The organism is Rudaea sp. (genome assembly GCF_057139185.1).
Genome location: NZ_DBNHDN010000012.1, coordinates 39,531 through 59,525, shown reverse-complemented (window position 1 = coordinate 59,525; position 19,995 = coordinate 39,531). Strand labels below are relative to the sequence as shown.

At 66.6% G+C, this 19,995-nt stretch carries 15 protein-coding genes; 10 read left to right on the top strand and 5 right to left on the bottom strand.

Translation table 11 applies throughout. From position 1 onward, the window contains the following. Window positions 1-7 precede the first annotated feature (7 nt). Window positions 8-325 carry a pyrimidine/purine nucleoside phosphorylase gene (gene ppnP / locus AC16HO_RS04510; RefSeq protein ID WP_395641795.1) on the top strand — a complete coding sequence of 106 codons (318 nt, stop codon included), beginning with the start codon at window positions 8-10 and terminating at the stop codon, window positions 323-325. Window positions 326-382: 57 nt separating this feature from the next. Here ppnP and dapE read toward each other — a convergent pair whose 3' ends face one another. The 5 genes from dapE to map all read right to left on the bottom strand — a co-directional run bounded on the left by dapE (window position 383) and on the right by map (window position 6,327). Then, window positions 383-1,513, bottom strand: a complete 1,131-nt coding sequence (gene dapE, locus AC16HO_RS04505) for a succinyl-diaminopimelate desuccinylase (protein ID WP_395641794.1) — start codon at window positions 1,511-1,513, stop codon at window positions 383-385. Continuing rightward, on the bottom strand, window positions 1,510-1,863 hold the full coding sequence (locus AC16HO_RS04500) for a Spx/MgsR family RNA polymerase-binding regulatory protein (protein ID WP_395641793.1): 354 nt from the start codon (window positions 1,861-1,863) through the stop codon (window positions 1,510-1,512). Before AC16HO_RS04500 ends, dapE begins: the two co-directional genes overlap by 4 nt. A 1-nt stretch (window position 1,864) precedes the next feature. Continuing rightward, complete coding sequence (gene dapD, locus AC16HO_RS04495; RefSeq protein ID WP_395642155.1) at window positions 1,865-2,806, bottom strand: 2,3,4,5-tetrahydropyridine-2,6-dicarboxylate N-succinyltransferase; 942 nt, start codon at window positions 2,804-2,806, stop codon at window positions 1,865-1,867. Then, the gene (gene glnD, locus AC16HO_RS04490) at window positions 2,694-5,423 is read right to left on the bottom strand and encodes a [protein-PII] uridylyltransferase (RefSeq protein ID WP_395641792.1); all 2,730 of its coding nucleotides are present in this window, start codon (window positions 5,421-5,423) and stop codon (window positions 2,694-2,696) included. The genes dapD and glnD overlap by 113 nt, the downstream gene beginning before the upstream one ends. Window positions 5,424-5,559: 136 nt before the next feature. After that, complete coding sequence (map, locus tag AC16HO_RS04485) at window positions 5,560-6,327, bottom strand: type I methionyl aminopeptidase (RefSeq protein WP_395641791.1); 768 nt, start codon at window positions 6,325-6,327, stop codon at window positions 5,560-5,562. A gap of 345 nt (window positions 6,328-6,672) precedes the next feature. Between map and rpsB the strand changes: the two genes are divergently transcribed. From rpsB to AC16HO_RS04440, 9 genes are all read left to right on the top strand, one after another. Further along, window positions 6,673-7,605 (top strand): 30S ribosomal protein S2, encoded by a 933-nt coding sequence (gene rpsB / locus AC16HO_RS04480; protein ID WP_395641790.1) that lies wholly within the window; start codon window positions 6,673-6,675, stop codon window positions 7,603-7,605. Window positions 7,606-7,828: 223 nt separating this feature from the next. Beyond that, window positions 7,829-8,704: a translation elongation factor Ts gene (gene tsf / locus AC16HO_RS04475; protein ID WP_395641789.1), complete on the top strand. Its 876-nt coding sequence runs from the start codon at window positions 7,829-7,831 to the stop codon at window positions 8,702-8,704. 168 nt (window positions 8,705-8,872) lie between these two features. Further along, a complete protein-coding gene (gene pyrH, locus AC16HO_RS04470) occupies window positions 8,873-9,601 on the top strand; it encodes a UMP kinase (RefSeq protein ID WP_395641788.1) in 729 nt (242 codons plus the stop codon). Window positions 9,602-9,849: 248 nt separating this feature from the next. Further along, complete coding sequence (locus AC16HO_RS04465; RefSeq protein ID WP_395641787.1) at window positions 9,850-10,206, top strand: hypothetical protein; 357 nt, start codon at window positions 9,850-9,852, stop codon at window positions 10,204-10,206. Between the two features lie 166 nt (window positions 10,207-10,372). Further along, entirely contained in the window at window positions 10,373-11,092 is a 720-nt protein-coding gene (locus AC16HO_RS04460) for an RNA polymerase sigma factor (RefSeq protein ID WP_395641786.1), read from the top strand. Between the two features lie 153 nt (window positions 11,093-11,245). Further along, a complete protein-coding gene (locus AC16HO_RS04455; RefSeq protein WP_395641785.1) occupies window positions 11,246-11,980 on the top strand; it encodes a hypothetical protein in 735 nt (244 codons plus the stop codon). Beyond that, the gene (locus AC16HO_RS04450; RefSeq protein ID WP_395641784.1) at window positions 11,980-16,353 is read left to right on the top strand and encodes a WD40 repeat domain-containing serine/threonine protein kinase; all 4,374 of its coding nucleotides are present in this window, start codon (window positions 11,980-11,982) and stop codon (window positions 16,351-16,353) included. The genes AC16HO_RS04455 and AC16HO_RS04450 overlap by 1 nt, the downstream gene beginning before the upstream one ends. Next, on the top strand, window positions 16,350-19,226 hold the full coding sequence (locus tag AC16HO_RS04445; RefSeq protein WP_395641783.1) for a TonB-dependent receptor plug domain-containing protein: 2,877 nt from the start codon (window positions 16,350-16,352) through the stop codon (window positions 19,224-19,226). The genes AC16HO_RS04450 and AC16HO_RS04445 overlap by 4 nt, the downstream gene beginning before the upstream one ends. A gap of 332 nt (window positions 19,227-19,558) precedes the next feature. Then, a complete protein-coding gene (locus AC16HO_RS04440) occupies window positions 19,559-19,912 on the top strand; it encodes a hypothetical protein (protein ID WP_395641782.1) in 354 nt (117 codons plus the stop codon). The last annotated feature ends 83 nt before the right edge of the window (window positions 19,913-19,995 follow it).

The following is a 19,995-nucleotide window of genomic DNA, read 5'->3' as shown; positions in this document are numbered from 1 at the left end:
GCAACCGATGACGACCGAAACCCTGAGCCCCGCCAGCGTCAGCACGAAGGCCAACCTGTTCGGCGATGGCAAGTGCGTATCGCACACGCTGCATTTCGCCGACGGCAGCCGCAAGACGGTCGGCGTGATCCTGCCGTCGACGTTGACCTTCAACACCGGCGCGCCCGAAATCATGGAAGGCGTGGCCGGCTCCTGCGAGTATCGCTTGAACGGCAGCGAGGCGTGGATCAAGTCCGGCGCGGGCGAGAAGTTCAGCGTGCCGGCGAACTCGGCGTTCGAGATCCGCACGGCCGAGGGCTATCACTACATCTGCCATTTCGGTTGAGAAAACGCGGCGCCACCTGCTGCGCTCGCTGCGGTTGTGCGGCGTTTCCTGCGCGATTCAGGCGAACAGTTTTTCAGCGATGCGCAGAAACAACGCAGGCAACTTTTCCAGTTCGGCGATCGAAACGTGCTCGTCGATCTTGTGGATCGAGGCATTGATCGGCCCGAGCTCGACCACTTCGGCGCCGAGCGGCGCGATGAAGCGCCCGTCCGAGGTACCGCCGCCCGTGTTCGCCTCGGGTGCGATGCCGCAGAGTTCGCGGATCGCCGCGCTCGCCGCCACGCGCAGCGCGCCTTCGCGGGTGAGGAACGGCGCGCCCGACAGGTCCCAGGCGACGTCGAAATCGAGTCCGTGCCGGCGCAGGATCGCATCCACACGTTCGCGTAGCGATTCGGCCGTGCTTTCGGTGCAATAGCGGAAATTGAAATCGACGTCGAGCGTGCCCGGCACGACATTGAGCGCGCCGGTACCGGCGTGGACGTTCGAAATCTGCATCGATGTCGGCGGGAATTCCGCGTTGCCCTCGTCCCACTTCGTCGCCGCCAGTTCGGCCAGCGCCGGCGCGGCGAGATGGATCGGATTCTTCACCTTGTCCGGATAGGCGACGTGGCCCTGCACGCCCCGCACCGTCAGATGCGCGGACAGCGAACCGCGCCGGCCGACACGCATGACATCGCCGAATTTCTGCGCCGACGACGGCTCGCCGACTACGCACCAGTCGATGCGCTGGCCGCGGCGGCGAAATTCCTCGACCACGCGACGCACGCCGTCGACATTGGTCGGCCCCTCCTCGTCACTGGTGACCAGCAGCGCGATCGTGCCGCGGTGTTGCGGATGCGCGGCGACGAATGCTTCGAGTGCGAGCGTCATCGCCGCAACGCCGCTCTTCATGTCGGCCGCGCCGCGGCCGTACAGCTTGCCGCCGCGGATCGTCGGCTCGAACGGCGGACTGGTCCACTTGTCGAGCGGCCCTGGCGGCACGACGTCGGTGTGGCCGAGGAACACGAGCACGGGCCCATCGGTTCCGTGCCTCGCCCAGAGATTGTCGACCTCGCCGTAGCGCAGATGTTCGGTCGCGAAGCCCGCGCGCGCGAGGCGTTCGGCAAGCAACTGTTGGCAGCCGTGGTCGTCCGGCGTGACCGAGGGGCGGCGGATCAGGTCGATCGTGAGGTCGAGAACGTCGCTCATGCGCCGAAGATCTGCTGGAACAGCGTGTCGGAGAAACCGAGGCTCACCGCACCGTCGCGCACGACGACGGGACGGCGCACGAGCGCGGGATATTCCCTGATCAGCAGCAGCCACTCCGGATCGGACTCGGGCGACTTGCGGTTCGGCGGCAGGTTGCGCCAGGTCATGCCGGTGCGGTTGACGAGCTTGTCCCAGCCGCCGGCCTGCTGCGCCCAATCCTTCAGCGTCGCCGCGTCGACGCGGTGCTCACGGTAGTCGATGAACTGGTATTCGACCTTGTGCTTGTCCAGCCACTTGCGCGTCTTCTGACAGGTGCTGCATTTTTCCAATCCGTATACTTTTGCGGCCATGTCATTCACCGCTGCGCAACAGATCGTTGATCGACGTCTTGCTGCGCGTCTTCTCGTCCACCTGCTTGACGATCACCGCGGCGTAGAGGCTGTGGCTGCCGTCCTTGGCCGGCAGCGAGCCGGCGACAACGACACTGCCCGCGGGCACGCGGCCGTAGCTGACCTCGCCCGTGGCGCGGTTGTAGATGCGCGTGGACTGGCCGATGAACACGCCCATGCCGATCACGCTGCCGCGCTCGACGATGCAGCCCTCGACAACCTCGGAGCGCGCGCCGATGAAGCAATCGTCCTCGATGATCGTCGGCCCGGCCTGCAGCGGTTCGAGCACGCCGCCGATGCCTACGCCGCCGGACAGGTGCACGTTCTTGCCGATCTGCGCACACGAGCCGACCGTGGCCCAGGTGTCGACCATCGTGCCAGCGCCGACGTAGGCCCCGATGTTGACGAAGCTCGGCATCAGCACGACGTCGCGCGCGATGTGCGCGCCGCGGCGCACGACACTGCCGGGTACGGCACGTGCACCGAGGGCACGGAATTTTTCCTCATCATAGCCCTCGAAGCGCAGCGGCACCTTGTCGTAGTACGGCGCCGGCGCGGCGTCCATCACCTTGTTGCCATGGATGCGGAAAGACAGCAGTACGGCCTTCTTCAACCACTGGTTCACTTTCCAGCCGCCGTGCCCGTCGGATTCGGCCACGCGCAGCTCGCCGCTTTCGAGCAGGTCGAGCGCACGTTTGATCGCCGGACGCAGCACGGATTCGACTTCGCCGGATGGCAGATCGGAGCGGCGTCCCCAGGCCGAATCAATCACAGACTCAATCGTGGACGGATCAAGAGATGACATAGGTTTCCACGCTGTTGGTGTTCGTGACGGCGGGTGCCGCCAGGCGCTCGGCGAGCGCGTCGCGCAAGCTCGCACAGGCATCTGCGTCGAGCATGCGATTGTATTCATCGGTGAGCTGAAAGAAATCCTCGACGCGCTCGCCGAACGTGGCGATGCGCGCGTCGTGCACGCGCATCCTGCCATCGCGCAGCACCTGCGCGACCGCGGCGAGCAGGCCGGGCCGGTCCGAGCAGACCAGCGCGAGCTGGGTGCGCGCGCTCTGCGCGTCCTCGCGGAATTCGATGCGCAGAGGCGTGTGGAAATGCTTGAGCCGGCTCACCGGCCGCAGCGTGCCGACCGCGACCGGATACGGATTCTGCCGCAGCGTCTGCTCGAGTGCGGCGCGCAGGCGCTCGACCGTGCCCGCATCGAGCGTGCGCGAATTCGCGTCGAGGACGAGGAAGTTGTCCATGCCCATGCCGCTTTTGGAGGTGACCACGCGCGCGTCGAGCACCGACAGGCGCATGCGCTCGAAAACGGCGGTCACCGCAGCGAACAGGCCGTCGCGGTCCGGCGCGTAGACGAACACTTCGCTGCCGCCGCGCGGCCCCTGCGGGTCGACGAGCACGAGCGGGGCTTTCGCGTCGCGCGCGTTGGCGATGCCCGCCGTCTGCCAGGCGATCAGGCCCGGCTTGAAGCGCAGGAAGGTTTCCTCGGGGAAATCCGACCAGATGCGCCCGATCGACTGCGCCGACAAGCCCAGCTCGGCCAGCGTATCGTACGCCTGCGCCTGCGCCTCGCGCACGCGCTCGGGCATGTGCGGCGGCCGCTCGAGGCCACCGCGCAGCACGTAGCGTGCGCTGGTGTAGAGATCGGCGAGCAGCTTGTCCTTCCACGAGTTCCACAATTTCGAGCTCGTGCCGGCGATGTCGGCGCAGGTAAGCAGATAGAGGTAGTCGAGCCGCTCGGAATCGCCGACCGTGGTGGCGAAGCGATGCACGACGTCGGGATCGTTGATGTCCTGGCGCTGCGCGGTGACGCTCATGTGCAGATGCCAGCGCACCAGCCAGGCGACGAGATCGATATCGGCCGCGGACAGCCCGAGCGCGGCGCCGAATTCTCGCGCGTCCTTCTCGCCGAGCTCGGAATGATCGCCGCCGCGGCCCTTGGCGATGTCGTGGAACAGCGCGGCGAGGATCAGCAGCTCCGGCTTCGCCAGCCGTCCGAACAATTCGTGCGCGAGCGCGAATTCGCGGCTCCTGTCCGCATCGGCGAAGCGCGCGACGTTGCGCAACACGCGCATCGTGTGCTCGTCGACCGTGTAGACGTGGAACAGGTCGTACTGCATGCGCCCGACGACGCGGCCGAACGCGGGCAGGTAGTGCGCGAGTACGCCATGGCGGTTCATGCGGATCAGCGCGTCGACCGCGGGCGCGCCCTTGCGCAACAGGCGCGCGAACGCGGTGTTGACCTCGTCGTCGAAGGCGAGATCCCGGCCGATCCTGGTCAGCGCCTCGTTGATGCGGCTGACCAGGTCGGCGCGCAGACCCTTGATCTCGGGGTGCTCGATCCAGACACGGAACAGGTCGATCAGCGCGGCGGGGCGGCGCAGGAACAGATCGGGCGGATCGCAGTCGAGGCGGCCGCCGAGACTGACGAAGTCGATGCTCAGGCGTTGCGGAATCGCGGAAGCGGTGTCCGCATCGAGCACTTCCTCGCAACGCTGCACGAACTGTTCGTTAAGCCGCGCGACCACGATCGCCGCACGGAAGAAACTCTGCATGAACTGTTCAACGCCGAGATTGCGCGCATGCTCGTCGGTGTAGCCCAGACGCTCGGCCAACAGGCGCTGATAGTCGAACAGCAGGCGCTCCTCGGGGCGTCCGGCGGCGAGATGCAGGGCGTAGCGGATGTGCTGCAGCCGCGCGCGCGCGGCCTCGACCGCAACGGCTTCGTCCGCGGACAGCATGCCGCGCGCGACCAGAGCCTGCAGCGTCGGCGCATCGAACAGGCGCTTGCCGAGCCACAGGATCAGCTGCAGCGCGCGCAGACCGCCGGGGCCATCCTTGAGATTCGGTTCGAGATTGTAGGCGGTGTCGTTGAATTTGGCCCGGCGCTGCTCCTCCTCGCTGCGCTTGGCGGCAAAATACTGCGCCGGCGGCCACAGCGTTTCGTCGCGCATCAGCTGCGCGAATTCGTCGGCAAGCGCGGCCGCGCCGAGCAGCAGGCGCGCATCCAGCAGACTGGTGTAGATCACCGCGTCCGCACCGGCCAGTTCGCGGCATTCGGCCGGCGTGCGCACCGCGTGGCCGGGCTTCAAGCCGATGTCCCACAGGCAGGTGAAGAACGACTCGACCGCGCGCAGCGCGGCGGGCGCAGGCGCAGGCACGGTCAACACGAGCAGGTCGACATCGGAATACGGGAACATCTCCTCGCGCCCGAATCCGCCCGCGGCGAACAACGCGAGCGCGTCGCTCTCGCCGACGCAGGCAACCCAGACATGGCTGACGATACGTTCGACCGCACGCGAGCGGGCACGGATCAGTTCGGCCGTGGCCGCGTCGTAGCGGTCGCGGTCGATCGCGGCGAAGGCCTCGGCGAGGCGGCGACCGGTGTCGCCTAGCAATTGGCGCAGCGCGAGCCGCGCCGGCTCCGACACGCCTGAACGCGGCACGCTTTTCGGCAAACGCGGCAGCGATATTGACGGGACGAGGGAATGGGGGACGGTATTGGACATCGACGTCAACAGATCAACAGATTCACCATGAAGACACGAAGGGCCCGGAGAAAGGAAAAACAGCCGACTCGAGATATGTGCTTTGCCGTTCTCCGCGTCCCTCGTGTTTTCGTGGTGGAGCTTTGCTTCTTCGACGCTACGCCGCCTGCGGCCAGGGCGTCAGGATCTCGTAGCCGTCGTCGGTGACAGTGATGGTGTGCTCCCATTGCGCGGACAGCGAATGGTCGCGCGTGACCACGGTCCAGCCGTCGGGCAGCAGACGCGTCTGCGGCTTGCCCGCATTGACCATCGGCTCGACCGTGAAGGTCATGCCCTTCTCCAGGCGCAGGCCCTGGCCGCGGTGGCCGTAGTGCAGCACCTGCGGGTCCTCGTGGTAGATCTGGCCGATGCCGTGGCCGCAGTATTCGCGCACGACCGAGAAGCCGGCCGCCTCGACGTGCTTCTGGATAGCATTGCCGATGTCGCCGAGCGTGGCGCCGGGTTTGACCTGGCCGATGCCGAGCATCATCGCCTCGTAGGTGACGGTGCACAGGCGTTGCGCACGCACGTCCGGCTTGCCGACGTAGTACATGCGGCTGGTGTCGCCGTGCCAGCCGTCCTTGATCACGGTGACGTCGATATTGACGATGTCGCCATCTTTCAACACTTTGCCCGGACTCGGGATGCCATGGCAGATAACGTGATTGACCGAGGCGCAGATCGTCTTCGGAAACCCCTTGTAGCCGACGTTGGCCGGAACCGCCTTCTGCACATCGACGATGTAGTCGTGGCAGAGCCTGTCGAGATCTTCGGTCGTCGCACCGGGTTTGACGTGCGGCACGATCATTTCCAGCACTTCCGCGGCGAGCTTGCCGGCGACGCGCATTTTTTCGATCTGCTCGGGGGTTTTGATGGTGACAGGCATGGGCAATAGGCAATGGGTAATCAGGAATCGGGAACAGCTTACACCGCCGCCATGACGGGCAAAAACCTCGGCGCTTGTCGCCGGGCGCCCATGCAGGCTATAATTTCAAAGTTTCGCGGGCCGCTGCAACCACGGTAGTCGGCTTTCGAAATGCGGTCGAGGGAGCGAATTCCCAAGTCCGCCGGGCGCAGTGCCCAAATCCGCACACGTGTCGATACCGTTGTCGGGGTGCTTCGGTCCCTTCGGGATTCGAGGTCGCCAACGCTGGACACGTGGAGGTTAAACCCCGGACTCATCGCGCCAACCTTCAATGCGCGAGGATGTCCATTGCAGCGAGAGTATACAATGCCTCAAGTCACCATGCGCCAGATGCTCGAAGCCGGCGTGCATTTCGGTCATCAGACCCGTTACTGGAATCCCCGCATGGCGCCGTACATCTTCGGCGCGCGCGGCAAGATCCACATCGTCAACCTCGAAAAAACCCTGCCGCTGTTCACCGACGCGATGAATTTCCTCTCGGCGATCGCGCAGAAGCGCGGCACCGTGCTGTTCGTCGGCACCAAGCGCTCGGCACGCGACACGATCAAGGAAGAAGCCGCGCGCTGCGGCATGCCCTACATCAGCCAGCGCTGGCTCGGCGGCATGCTGACCAACTTCCGCACGGTCAAGCAGTCGGTCGCGCGCCTGAAGGAAATCGAGGCGATGGCCACCGACGGCCGCTTCGAAAAGCTGGTCAAGCATGAAGTTCTCGGCCTCGTGCGCGAGAAGGAAAAACTCGAGAAGTCGCTCGGCGGCATCAAGAACATGAACGCCCTGCCCGACGCGCTGTTCGTGATCGACATCGGCCACGAAGACATCGCGATCAAGGAAGCGAAAAAGCTCGGCATTCCGGTCGTCGCCGTGGTCGACACCAACTACGACCCGTCGCTGGTCGACTACGCCATCCCCGGCAACGACGATGCGATCCGCGCCGTGCAACTCTACGCGCGCGCCGCCGCCGACTCGGTACTCGAAGGCAAGGCCGCCGCCCCGGCCTACGTCGCCGCGGCCAAGGACGAGTTCGTCGAACTCGATGCCGACGGCAACCCGGTGACGAAGAAGCGTGCCGACGACCGCGACGACCGTCGCAAACCGCCGCGCGGCAAGCCGGCGCCGAAGAAGGCCCCTGCCGGTCAGCGCCGCGGCCCCGCGCCGGCGGCGAAAAAGGTCAGCGGTGATACCCGTGCCGAAGCCGAAGTGGCCGAGAATGAAGCGGCCGACAAGGACGCAGCGGCCTAAGCTTCTGCTTCTGCTTCCCTTCCCCCTCCGGGAGAAGCCGCGTCAGCAAAGCACCGGATGAGGAAAGTGCGCTGTGGATCGGCAGTGCTTTCCCATCCGTGCGAGGCGTCTCTCTCATCTGCCCGGACGGGCTGCGTTTTCCCGCCGGCAGAGGGGAAAAATTCAACTGAGTGCAACGCGCGATCTCCAGAATCGCGCTCAACTTCCGAAACGAGAGGTCCCCATGGAAATCACCGCAAGCCTGGTCAAGGAACTGCGCGAGCGTACCGGCGCCGGCATGATGGAGTGCAAGAAGGCGCTCACCGAAAACCAGGGCAACATCGACGCCGCGGCCGAGTGGCTGCGCAAGCAGGGTCTGGCCAAGGCCGACAAGAAGGCCAGCCGCATCGCCGCCGAAGGCCGCATCGCGATGGCACAGAGCGGCGGCAAGGCCGTACTCGTGGAGATCAACTCCGAAACCGACTTCGTCGCCAAGGATGCGAACTTCATCGCCTACACCGACGCCGTGGCGCAGGCCGCCCTCGCGTCGGGCGCGGCGGATGCCGAGGCACTCAAGAGCGTCAAGCTCGCCTCCGGCGAGACGGTCGAGGAAGCCCGCGCCGCGCTGATCGCCAAGGTCGGCGAGAACGTGCAGGTACGCCGCCTCGTGCGCATCGACAGCACGAACAACGTCGGCGCCTACCTGCACGGTGGCCGCATCGGCGTCCTGGCCGAAGTCAAAGGTGGAGACGCGGAGTTCGCGCGGGGCGTGGCGATGCATGTCGCCGCGATGAACCCGCCGTACAACAAGGCCGCCGACGTGCCGGCCGATTTCGTCGCCAAGGAAAAGGAAATCGAGCTGGCCAAGATGAGTGAGAAGGACAAGGCCAAGCCGGCCGAAATCCTCGAAAAGATCATCGGCGGCAAGATCGCCAAGATCGTCAACGAGAACACGCTCTACGGCCAGCCCTACGTGCTCGACACCGACAAGAGCGTCGAAGCCGCGGCCAAGGCCGCCGGCGCCGACATCGTCGGCTTCCAGCGTCTCGCCGTCGGCGAAGGCATCGAGAAGGTGGTCGAGGACTACGCGGCGGAAGTAGCCAAAGCGATGAAGGTCTGAACGACCCGCTTTGAGGAAAGCGCAAAACCCGCAGGCAACTGCGGGTTTTTTTCAGCCACCTTTCGTGGTGGTCACCTTGCGGGTCATTGCCGGCACGATGTCAAAACTCGCTTCCGGCGATTTCTCTTTGGCCACGATATAATTTCGCAACCCGAGACGAGACCTGCCATGCCCGCCGAGATGAAGTACAAACGCATCCTCCTCAAACTCTCCGGCGAAGCGTTGATGGGCGAGGCCGACTACGGCATCGACCCGAAGGTGATCTACCGCCTCGCGCGCGAAACGATCGAAGTGGAGCGCGCCGGCGTGCAGGTCGGCATGGTGATCGGCGGCGGCAACATCTTCCGCGGTGAAGGCCTCGCCGCGGCCGGCATGGATCGCGTCACTGGCGACCACATGGGCATGCTCGCCACCGTCATCAACGCGCTCGCGATGCAGGATGCGGTCGAGAAATCCGGCGGCGAAGCGCGCGTGATGAGCGCGATCAAGATCAACGAAGTCTGCGAGGATTTCATCCGTCGCCGCGCGATCCGCCATCTCGAAAAAGGCCGCATCGCGATCTTCGCCGCCGGCACCGGCAATCCGTTCTTCACCACCGACTCGGCCGCCGCGCTGCGCGCGATCGAGATCGGTGCCGACCTCGTGCTCAAGGCGACCAAGGTCGACGGCGTGTACACGGCCGATCCGAAGAAGGACGCGAGCGCGACACGCTACGAGCGCCTGAGCTACGACCAGGTGATCGAACGCAAGCTCGCGGTGATGGACACCGCCGCGATCGCGCTTTGCCGCGACAACAAGCTGCCACTGCGCATCTACGACATGAGCCGCGAAGGTGATCTGATGCGCATCGTGCGCGGCGAAGCGGTCGGCACACTGGTCGACACCGGCAAGCCCTAGCTCCCGATCACCGATGTTTCCCCCGCGCGCGCGCAACGCGTGCGCGTCTGCCTGCGCGCGTGTTTTTCCCGCCAGCCGCCCGGCGCTGTAATCGTCCGCACCGGTTTCCGCACTCTAGGTCGAAGGCAAAAACTTCAGCCACTGCACGATGCAAAGGCCGTGTGTCAGGGAGAGGGTGCGGTCAAACGGACGGGCCGCATCCTCGATTCAGGAAAATTCCGCCCATCCATCATTTCGAGGAGCATGCCGTGAAAACCCGTCTACTCAGCATCGCAATCGCCCTTGTCGCCGCAGCCAGCGTCGCCCAGGCGGACCCGCAATCGTCCCTCTCGTCGGTCGTCGTGCATTCGGAACGCTCGTCCGCAAAGGCCCCGCGCAGCGGCCACACGCTCGACTGCACGCCGCCCAACAGCATGGCCGAGTGCGCCGCCTTTCACAACGAAATCCGCCGCAACTTCAACGGCCGCGAAATCGGCATGTTGTTTGGCGCCGCGACCGCATACCCCGAGTACCGTTCGTCGTACGACAACGTCGTCCGCCGCTACGATGCTTTCGCACGCGCCTACGACGAGCAGCATCTGACCGCATTCGCATCGACCAAGTGATCCTGCAGCCAGTATTCCGCCTGCCTGGAATCGGCCCCGCCTGGAGCGGGGCCGGCTTTGTTCCGATCGCTGGGCCAGGATGCATGCACACCGCGCGCGCGCGGCTTGCCGCGTCGGCATGCGTTTGTGGCAGACTGTGACCGGCGTCAAATCCGGGGACGTGCCGATGAGCCGGTTCGAAACGACGCATTGGAGCGTGGTGCTGCGCAGCCGCGGTGAACAGGCCGACGCGCGCGCAGCCCTGGAATCGCTTTGCCGCACCTATCGCCCTCCCGTGCTCGCCTACATCCGCGCGCGCGGTCACGCACCTGATGTCGCCGAGGATCTCGCCCAAGGCTTCTTCGTCAGCTTCATCGAACGCGCCGTTCATGCGCAAGCCGATCCGGCGCGCGGCCGCTTCCGCTCCCTCCTGCTGACCGCGCTCAAGCATTTTCTCGGTGACGAGGTCGATCGCGAACGTGCGCTCAAGCGTGGCGGTGCCGTCCAGCATGCGCCGCTCGATGCGATCGACACGCACGACCAGCTCGACGACGCCCGGCAGCCGACCACGCCGGAACAGGTTTTCGAGCGCAGCTGGGCTGAAACCGTTCTGCGCGCCGCGCTGCATCGTCTGCAGGCCGAGATCGCCAAGGCCGGAAAAACAGACCTGTTCGACGCGCTCAGCGAATTCCTGATCGAACGTCCCAGCGAAGACGACTATGCGCGCCTGGCCGAAACTCTACAGATGAAGCGCGGCACGCTCGCGGTCGCGGTGCACCGCCTGCGTGCACGTTTGCAGGCGTGCGTGCGCGAAGAATTGGCGGAGACCGCCGCGGACGCCGCCTCATTCGACCAAGAAATCGACCACATGCACAAAACCTTGCCGCACCTGCTCGCGCCCGGATAGCGCCGCCGCCGTGATCGCGCAAGCGCGGCGCGAGCGGTCGAACGCGTTCCGGATGCAATCGCCGGTTGCAATCACCGCCTGCAATCACCGCCTGCAATCGCCGCCTGCAATCGCCGTATGCAAAATGTCGCGAAAACCATTCCGGGGAGCGAAATGACCTCCATTTCCATCGATACGCAGGAGCGATTCGCGGCGACACGCTGGTCGATCGCGACGCACGTCGGCACAGCGGAGGCGGACGGGGCACGCAATGCGCTGGGTGAATTGTCGAATCGCTTCCGCTATCCGGTGTACGTCTATCTGCGCCGCTGCGGACACACGTCCGCCGCCGCCGCCGCGCTGACCCAAGGATTTCTGAGTCAGCTCACCGGCGAAACTGCGCCCGTGCCGGATGGCGGGTCGACGGCGCAGGGTCCGTATCGAGTCTACTTGCTCGCCCGGCTGCGCAGCTTCCTCGCCGCCAAGGATCGCCCCGCAGCGATGTCGCCGGCCAACGATCGCGAAACGCCGGACGGACTGGAGGACCGTTATCGGCGTGAGCCGGTCGACGCGCCTTCGCCCGAGCAGAGTTTCCAGCGTGCGTTTGCCTTGCAGATTCTCGACCGCACCCTGCGGCGGCTGCGCAGCGAGGCGCGACAGACCGGCCACCTCGACATGTACGAACGGCTCGAGCCCCTGCTCGCGCGCGAGCCGGTCAGTGGCGAATACGAGGCCATCGCCGCGAAACTCGGCAGCCGGCCGCTGGTGCTGACGCTGGCGCTAAAGCGCCTGCGTCAGCGTTTCCGCGAACTCGTCGCCGACGAACTCGCCGATACGGTCGCATCGGAGGCCGATCTCGCCTCCGAGCAGGACGTCCTGCTCATCGAACTCGGCGGAGCGCAAGGCTGATGTCCGCGCCCATCGCCGACGCGTCGGCAAACAGATGTGCGGACGGCCGGTCCGCAACGCTTGGCGCCGGCGAAATGTCGCGGCTCGCGCAACTCGCCTTTGCGCGTGCGGCGGCGCGGAGCAACGCTCCCGCCTTCGGTCGCCACCTCGCGCTGGTGCCGATCGCCTCGCTGGAACTGGACCTCGCCGATCCGGCGCAGCGCCATTTCGGCGACTATGAACTCGTCGAACTGATCGGCGAAGGCGGCATGGGTGTGGTTTACCGCGCGCGCCAGCAGGGGCTCGATCGCGATGTGGCGCTCAAGCTCCTCGCCGCCGGGCCGTGGGCTTCGCACGAATTCATCGAGCGCTTCCGCCGCGAGGCGCAAAACGCCGCACGCATGCAGCATCCGAACATAGTGCCGATCTACGAGGTCGGCAGCCAGGACGAGATGCACTACTTCAGCATGCGCCTGATCCAAGGCGGCTCGCTGGCACAGCTGCTGCGCGAACAAGGCAGGCTCGCACCGCGGCGCGCCGCACAGTTGCTGCGCACCGTGGCCGAGGCCGTCGACTATGCACATCGGCTTGGCGTGCTGCACCTCGACCTCAAACCGGCCAATGTCCTGCTCGACGAGGACGGTGTGCCCCACGTTGCCGATTTCGGCCTCGCGCGCCGCCTCGATACCGCGCTCGTCGCCAACCACGAGGAAATCTCCGGCACGCCCAGCTACATGGCGCCCGAGCAGGCCGCGCCGCGCACCGCGCGTATCACCCCGGCGACCGACATCTGGGGCCTCGGAGCGATCGGCTACGAACTGGTCTGCGGACAGCCGCCGTTTCTAGCCGCCTCACCGCAGGAAACGCTCAAACTGGTGCTCAAGGGCAATGTCGACAACCCGCGGCGCCGCGCACCGGGCCTGCCGCGCGATCTCGAGGCAATCATCGGCAAGTGCATGCTGCGCGACGCGCCCGCTCGCTACGCAAGCGCGCGCGACCTGGCCGATGATCTCGGCCGCTTTCTCGATGGCCGCGGCGTGCACGCGCGCCCGCTCGGCGCAGCGCCGCGCCTGCTGCGCTGGGCGCGGCGCGAGCCGAAGCTCGCCGCGACCGCGTTGCTTGCATTCGGCGCGCTCGTCGTCGGCATCCTCGCCACGACTTTGCAATGGCGCCGCGCCGAAAGCAGTGCGATTGACGCACGCGACAACCTTTGGGCGACACGCGCGCAGACCGCGCAACAGGCGCTCGCCGAGGGTGATGGTTTCCGCAGTCTGCGCCCGCTTATCGCCAATCTCGCCGAAATGGAGGCCGCTGACCGCGCCGAGGAGGCCGCGATCGAACGCCAGCGCATCGGTACGATCCTCGCCAACGCGCCGCGGCTGATCGATCTGATCCGACTGCCGCCCGCCGAGCGCGCGACCTCGGTTGCGATCGCGCCGGACGGCCGCCACTTCGCCGTCGCCACCGGGACGCGCATCTGGGACGGCCCACGCCACGTGCGCCAGTACGAACTCGACAACCTGCACCAGACTTGGGCGGTCGTCAGCGACAACCGCACCTTCCTGATGGCAGGTGGCGACTACGGTGCGCCGCAGACCGGCCTGCACTACACCGCTGACGGCCGTTTCCTGCTGGTGACGCCGATCGAACAGCCGGTCGTACCCGTACCGCGCTACTCGGACATGATCGCCTTCGATGCCCGCGACGGCCGTGTGCTCTGGCCGCAGGGCCTCGCCGAAAAACAGGCCGACATCGTCTACGACGACACGGCACATCGCGCGCTGGTGCGTTTCCGTTCCGACAAATCGCTGCGCTGGCCCGATTCGGCGCAGTTTTACGAGGTGGATGGCTGGCGCGCGATCGGACCCAAACACACCCGCTCGACGACACTGGTCGCCGACTTCTGGCTGCCGGCGCCCGACGGCCACACTTGGCTCGGCACACGCGACTCGGCGCACCTGGGGCTGTACGAGGTGCCGAATCTGACGCCACGCTGGCAGTTGCAACTGCCGCAGACCAGCCTGGTGCGGGCGTGGCGATTCAGTCGCGACGGGCGCTGGCTCGCGCTCGGCAGCGTCAACGGCGCGGTCCGCCTGATCGACGTCGCGGATGGACACGCGGTCGAACTCGGCTCCGGCCCGACCGCGCGCGTGCTGCGCGTCGAATTCAGCGCCGACGATCGCACGCTTGCCGCAATCGACGAGAGCGGCCAGGTGCGGCTGTGGGATGTCGCCACGCTGCTGCCGCGTACCGTCCCGCTGAGCTTTCTGCACGAGAGCAGCGGCGCCTCGCTGCTGCGCTTCGCCGGCGACACCCTGTTCGGCGGCGGCACCTTCGACAACGCCAATTCCGAATTGAACCAGGCCACCTTGACGCCGCCTGCGCCGTTCAACAACGCGGCTGTGCCAGGCGCCGCGCGCTTGCGCGGCCATCCGGACTTCGGCACCGCCTTCGACGTCTCGGCAACTGCACGCAGGCTCGTCCTTGGCGGCGACAGCGGCTTGCTCGAGATCTGGCGCCTGCCGCCCTCGGCGCTGTTCGAAGCGCACGCCGCGGCGCTGCCAGCGCAGGTGCTGACCTTCGACGGCAAGCAACTCGTCACGGTCGACGACAGTACGGTGCGTATCGCCGACGCCGCAACTGGCGCACCGATCTCACCACCGTTGCGCCATCCCGAACCGGTGCGCTTTGCCGAGCTGTCGCCCGACGGCCATGCGCTGGCAACCATCGCCGGCCGCAGCGTGCGCGTCATCGACCCCGCCACCTGGCAACTGCGCGGTACGCCCATACTGCTTCCGCAGACGCCGCTGCGAGCGGTGTTTGCGCAAGCCGCACCGTTGCTCGTGCTGACCACCGCGGCCTACAACGGCGACGTCCTGCGTGAGCGCATACACCTGATCGACCTCACCCGTGGCGCCGTGCACGGAACACCATTCGAGGTCGATTCGATAAACGACCTCAAGATCGATGCACAGGGTCGCTACGCCCTGGTCATGACCTGGAACAGCGCCAGCCACGCCAGCACCGGCCCGCTGCGCGTTGCACTCGAAGGCGGCGCGGTATCGTGCGCGCCGAAACTCGGCGAACTGTGGAATTTTGCCCTGGCTGCAGACGGGCGCAGTGCCTGGTTCGTCACCTCGACCGCGGCGGGATCGGAGCTGAAGCGCTGGGATCTGGACGCCTGCCGCGAACTGACCCTGAGCGGGCAGCCACGAGTACAGGTCAACGCCGTGTTGCGCGCACGCGGCGACGGTCTGATCGTGCATCGCGGCGGTAGAGAGGCATTGATCTCGTTCGCCGGCGACGGCCACCTGCGCAGCGCTCTCGGCGAAGCGATTCCCGACGCCATGTACGACTTTGCGCTCGCTGCCGACGGCACGCGCGCGGCCCTCGCCACGCGCAATGCCGTGCACCTGATTGACACGCGCACGGGGCGGCGCCTGTCCGCATCGCTGACCGCGCCGATCACCGGCGACGACGGCATCGCCAAGCTGGCCTTCTCGCCGGACGGCAGGCGCCTGCTCGCGCGCACGATCAATGGCCGCTGGCTGCTCTGGGAACTGCCACACACCGAACTTGCCGCCACTGCGTTGACGCGCCTTGCACGCATACTCGACCCCGATCCGGCACAAGGCCTGACCGATGCCGACCTCGACGCGTTGCGCATGCAGCTGCACAACTCCGCGCCGGCCGCGGCGTCATCCGTCGACGCCGCACAGACCGCGCCGATCGCTTTCGCGGCGGCAGCGGGCGCCGAGATCGATCCGCGCTACATTCCACTCGATCTCACCGCGGCAGTGAACGTGCCGCTCGTCGGCAAGGTCTGGAACGAACCGGCCGCCGGCGGCGACCTGCCGACGCTGGCGCCGGGCGCGCAGCGCTTTCTCGGTGTCGATTATCGCGTCGACGGCGGCGTGCAGCTCAGCGGCGGCGACAGCGCGCTGGCGATCGCGCCGCAACTGCGCCGCAGTGCCGTCGTCGCCGTGCCGGACATCGTCGCGCGGCGCGTGCACGTGCTCGCCTTCATGCACATTCCGATGAACCGTGGCGTGCCACCGCGCCCGTTCGCCCACGTCGTGCTGCTCGCTGCGGACAGCCATGAAGTTGCGCTCGAAATCCGCACCGTGCGCGACGTGGTCTCGTTCAATCCGAACAACGCCGCGGCGAGCGCGCGCATCGCCTGGGCCGGCGCGAACAGCGCAAGCGTGCGCAGTGGCGACGGCACAGAACCTTCTTCACTCGTCTATGCCGTCACCCTCGACGTGCCGAAGGCGACCGGCCCGATCCGCGGCCTGCGCTTCGACGTCGCCGACGGGCCCATGGAAGCACCGCTGTTCTTCGCCGCCACGCTGGAGCGAGACGATGCCGGTACCGGCCAAGGCAGCGCCCGATGAAGCACACCTCGGTCCGCTGCCGCCGGTCGTGCGCGCTTTGCCTGGCGCTGGCGTTCACTTGCGCACGGGCGCAGGAAACGCCGGATGCGCAAGTACTGGGCACGATCGAAGTCGTCGGCTCGCACATCCGCGCCATCGATCTGCAGACCCAGCATCCGATGCTGATCCTTGATCGCGCGCAGATCGAGCGCAGCGGCCTGACCAGCATCTCCGACGTCGTGCAAGGCCTCTCCGCCAACGGTTCGACGCTGAATCGGAACATCAACAATGGCGGCAGCGGCGAGCAGCTCGTCAACCTGCGCAGCCTCGGCTTCAATCGTACCCTGGTGCTGCTCGACGGCAACCGCTTCGTCTCCGACATCGGTGGCGCGGTGGATCTGAGCGCAATCCCGGTCGGAGTGGTCGAGCGCGTCGAAGTACTGCTCGATTCCGCATCCGCGATCTACGGCTCCGATGCCATTGCCGGCGTGATCAACATCGTCACGCGGCAGAACCATTCCGGCGGCCAACTCGACCTCTACCATGCGCAGACCGACTACGATGACGGCAGGCGCCGCAAAGTCGATCTGGGCTTTGGCCGCAAGGGAGAACACTGGAGCGCATCGGGCGGCGCGGAGTGGAGCCGCGACGATGCGATTTTTGCCGGCAATCGTGTGATCTCCGCAGTACCCAACTTCGGCCTGCCGCTCGACGCGACCGGCTCGCCCACCACACCGTTCACGCGGTTTCTGCTCGCCTCGCATCCGCGGCCGCCATATCTGCGGTTGATCGACGGTCGCGGCGGCACCTCGCCTGCGGATTTCCGCAACTTCAACCCGCTCGCCGACACGTACAACTACGCCCCGCTGAACTATCTGCAAACGCCGCAAACGCGTCGCGCCGTGTTCGCCCATGCGCGGTACGAATTCTCGCCCCGGCTCGCTTTCGCCGCCGACGCACTGTTCACCCGGCGCGGGTCGACGCAGCAGATGGCGCCGCCGTTGATCCGCCTCGACGCGCGCTTTCCGAGCGACCCGGCAGCAATCCCGATCGCGGCGGGCAACGCATACAACCCGTTCGGCGAACCGATCATCGCCGCGAACCGGCGCCTCGTCGAAGGCGGTCCACGCATCTTCGAGCAAACGGCAGACACACGCCGCTTGCACGCCGGGCTCGACGGCGCTTTCGACCTGTTCCATCGCAACTTCTCCTGGGCCGTCGACGCGACCGTCACGCGCGTGGCCGAGCGCGAACACACCGGCCCATATGCAGACAACCGCAAGCTTGCGCTGGCCCTCGGGCCGTCGTTTCGCGATGCCGGCGGCCTGCCACGCTGCGGCGCACCCGACGCTCCGATCGACGGCTGCGTGTCGCTGGACTTGTTCGGCCCACCCGGCTCGATCACGCCGGCGATGCTCGCCTACGTCGATGCGCCAGAGACCAACCGCCAACGCGATGGCTCGCACGTGCTCGACGCGCACGTGAGCTCGCCCGGACTGCTGGTGCTGCCCGGCGGTGCGCTCGCCTTCGCCGCCGGCGTCGATCATCGCCGCGAAAGCGGCGCGGCCATCGAGGACCCGCTGCGCGCGAGCGGCAATGAAAATGGCAACGGCGGCACCGCCGATTCAACCAGCGGCGCCTATTCGATCACCGAAGCCTACCTGGAACTCGATGCGGGCCTGCTTGCCGACAAGCCGTTCGCACGCAAACTCGACCTGACCGTCGGCACGCGCCATTCCCGCTACTCCAATTTCGGCGGCACGACGAATTCGCAGTTCGGCCTGCGCTGGGAAATCGTCGACGATGTGCTCGTGCGCGCCAACTACGCGCAGGGCTTCCGCGCACCGGCGATCTTCGAGTTGTTCCAGGGCGCGGCAACCGGCATCGGCAACGCCGGACCCGATGATCCCTGTGACCCGCGCAACGAGCCGCCGCCGACGCCGGCGGTGTCGGCGCGCTGTGCCGCACTCGGTGTGCCGGCGAACGTCGACTCCACGCAGGAACTCACGCGCCCGATCTCGCGTGGAAACCCGCGGTTGCAGCCGGAGACCTCGCGCTCGCGCGGCGTCGGCCTCGTGTTCACTCCGGGCTGGATCGAAGGGCTCGACGCGAACCTGGACTGGTACGACCTTCGTCTGTACAACGCGATCGGCGACACCGGCTTGCAGGCGGTTGTCGACGACTGCTATCGGCGCAACCGCGACGTCGCGTGCGCGCAGATCACGCGCGCCGCCGACGGCACGCTCGCGCAGGTGATCGACCTGCCGCAGAATCTCGCCGGCGGCATCGAGACCGAAGGCTACGACTTTGCGCTCCGCTATCGGCGCGCCATGCCGGTCGGCCGCATCGGCGTGTACTGGACCCTGAACTACGTCGACTACTTCGGCGAGATCGGCAAACCCGGCCCGGGTACGTTGCTGGCCGACGGCTCGATCGCAACCGGCAACATCGCCGGAACGCACGCCCCGAGTGCCGACAGCGGCGGTCTGTTCGGCGTGATCTGGCGTGTACGTTCGCAACTGCAGCTGGTCTGGGAAAACGGCGCTTTCGGCGCGTCGATCACCACGCGCTATTTCTCGGATATCGACGAGGACTGCAGTGGCGTCACCGATCTCGCCGCCCGGCTCCACGACCCATCGCTGCGCATGTTGTGCACCGCTCCCGATCACGTGATCGGCGGTGCCGCCGCGCCGCAAAACCACGTGCCGAGCGTGACCTTCACGGACCTGGAAGGCAGTTGGGAAGCGCCGTGGCATGGACGTTTCACGCTCGGCGCGCGCAACGCGTTCGGCCGCTCGCCGCCGGTTGCGCGTTCGGCTCTGTTCAACTCGTTCTTTCCCGACTACGACGCACCTGGCCGGTTTTTCTACGCCAGCTACCAGCAAAGGTTCTGAACACGCGCGGCCACCGGGCGTTGCCGCACGTCGGCGACAAGGGCCGCGGCGGCGATCTCACGCCCGGCGTGCGCGGCGACCGACCGGCGCGCCCGGAAATGGCCGCCTGACACAATTTGAATTTATATACTTTGCCGCAACCAACCCGTGACATCGCGCGCATGCATGCGCGATTCGCGTGCGCGGGCGTGTAATGTCTGGCACGCCTTGCCGTAGTAGATCGGTGACGGCGGCCGTCGCGCAATTCCCGAGTCGGCCGCCAGCTTTCGGGGCGTGGGTGCATCTGACAGATCGCATCCGCTTTCCCGCCACCCCCGCATACGGAGATTGTCGTGAAACCCAACCAGCACATCGTCATCGCCAGTTTGCTGTTCGCCATTGCCGCGAATGCGGCCGAGCCTCAGGCGCCGCTGAAACCGGTTACCGTGAGTTCCGCGCCCGCCCGCGCCGCGGCCGCACCATCGAAGCTCACTACCGATTGCACGCCGCCGAACTCCATGCAGCAATGCGCCGCATTTCATGCCGAGATCCGCCGCAACTTCAGCAGCCGCGAGATCGGCATGCTGTTCGGCGCGGCGACCGCGTATCCGGAATATCGGACATCCTATACGTTCGTGAGATCGCGCTACGACAATTTCACCCGCGAGTACGATACGCGCAACCTGACCGCGTTTGCCGGACATTGACGCAGGGCGCGGCGTCGGTCCGCCGCGCGGCGACACGGCGGCCGACGCGCGGACCAAGCAGCCCGTGCCCGACACATCTCACG

What these genes read in the sequence shown, in the direction of transcription:
- rpsB (WP_395641790.1), top strand. Translation starts at nt 6,673, where the DNA reads ATGCCTCAAGTCACCATGCGCCAGATGCTCGAAGCCGGCGTGCATTTC.
- glnD (WP_395641792.1), bottom strand. Translation starts at nt 5,423, where the DNA reads ATGTCCAATACCGTCCCCCATTCCCTCGTCCCGTCAATATCGCTGCCG.
- AC16HO_RS04445 (WP_395641783.1), top strand. Translation starts at nt 16,350, where the DNA reads ATGAAGCACACCTCGGTCCGCTGCCGCCGGTCGTGCGCGCTTTGCCTG.
- map (WP_395641791.1), bottom strand. Translation starts at nt 6,327, where the DNA reads ATGCCTGTCACCATCAAAACCCCCGAGCAGATCGAAAAAATGCGCGTC.
- dapE (WP_395641794.1), bottom strand. Translation starts at nt 1,513, where the DNA reads ATGAGCGACGTTCTCGACCTCACGATCGACCTGATCCGCCGCCCCTCG.
- tsf (WP_395641789.1), top strand. Translation starts at nt 7,829, where the DNA reads ATGGAAATCACCGCAAGCCTGGTCAAGGAACTGCGCGAGCGTACCGGC.
- AC16HO_RS04500 (WP_395641793.1), bottom strand. Translation starts at nt 1,863, where the DNA reads ATGGCCGCAAAAGTATACGGATTGGAAAAATGCAGCACCTGTCAGAAG.
- AC16HO_RS04460 (WP_395641786.1), top strand. Translation starts at nt 10,373, where the DNA reads ATGAGCCGGTTCGAAACGACGCATTGGAGCGTGGTGCTGCGCAGCCGC.
- ppnP (WP_395641795.1), top strand. Translation starts at nt 8, where the DNA reads ATGACGACCGAAACCCTGAGCCCCGCCAGCGTCAGCACGAAGGCCAAC.
- AC16HO_RS04455 (WP_395641785.1), top strand. Translation starts at nt 11,246, where the DNA reads ATGACCTCCATTTCCATCGATACGCAGGAGCGATTCGCGGCGACACGC.
- AC16HO_RS04450 (WP_395641784.1), top strand. Translation starts at nt 11,980, where the DNA reads ATGTCCGCGCCCATCGCCGACGCGTCGGCAAACAGATGTGCGGACGGC.
- pyrH (WP_395641788.1), top strand. Translation starts at nt 8,873, where the DNA reads ATGCCCGCCGAGATGAAGTACAAACGCATCCTCCTCAAACTCTCCGGC.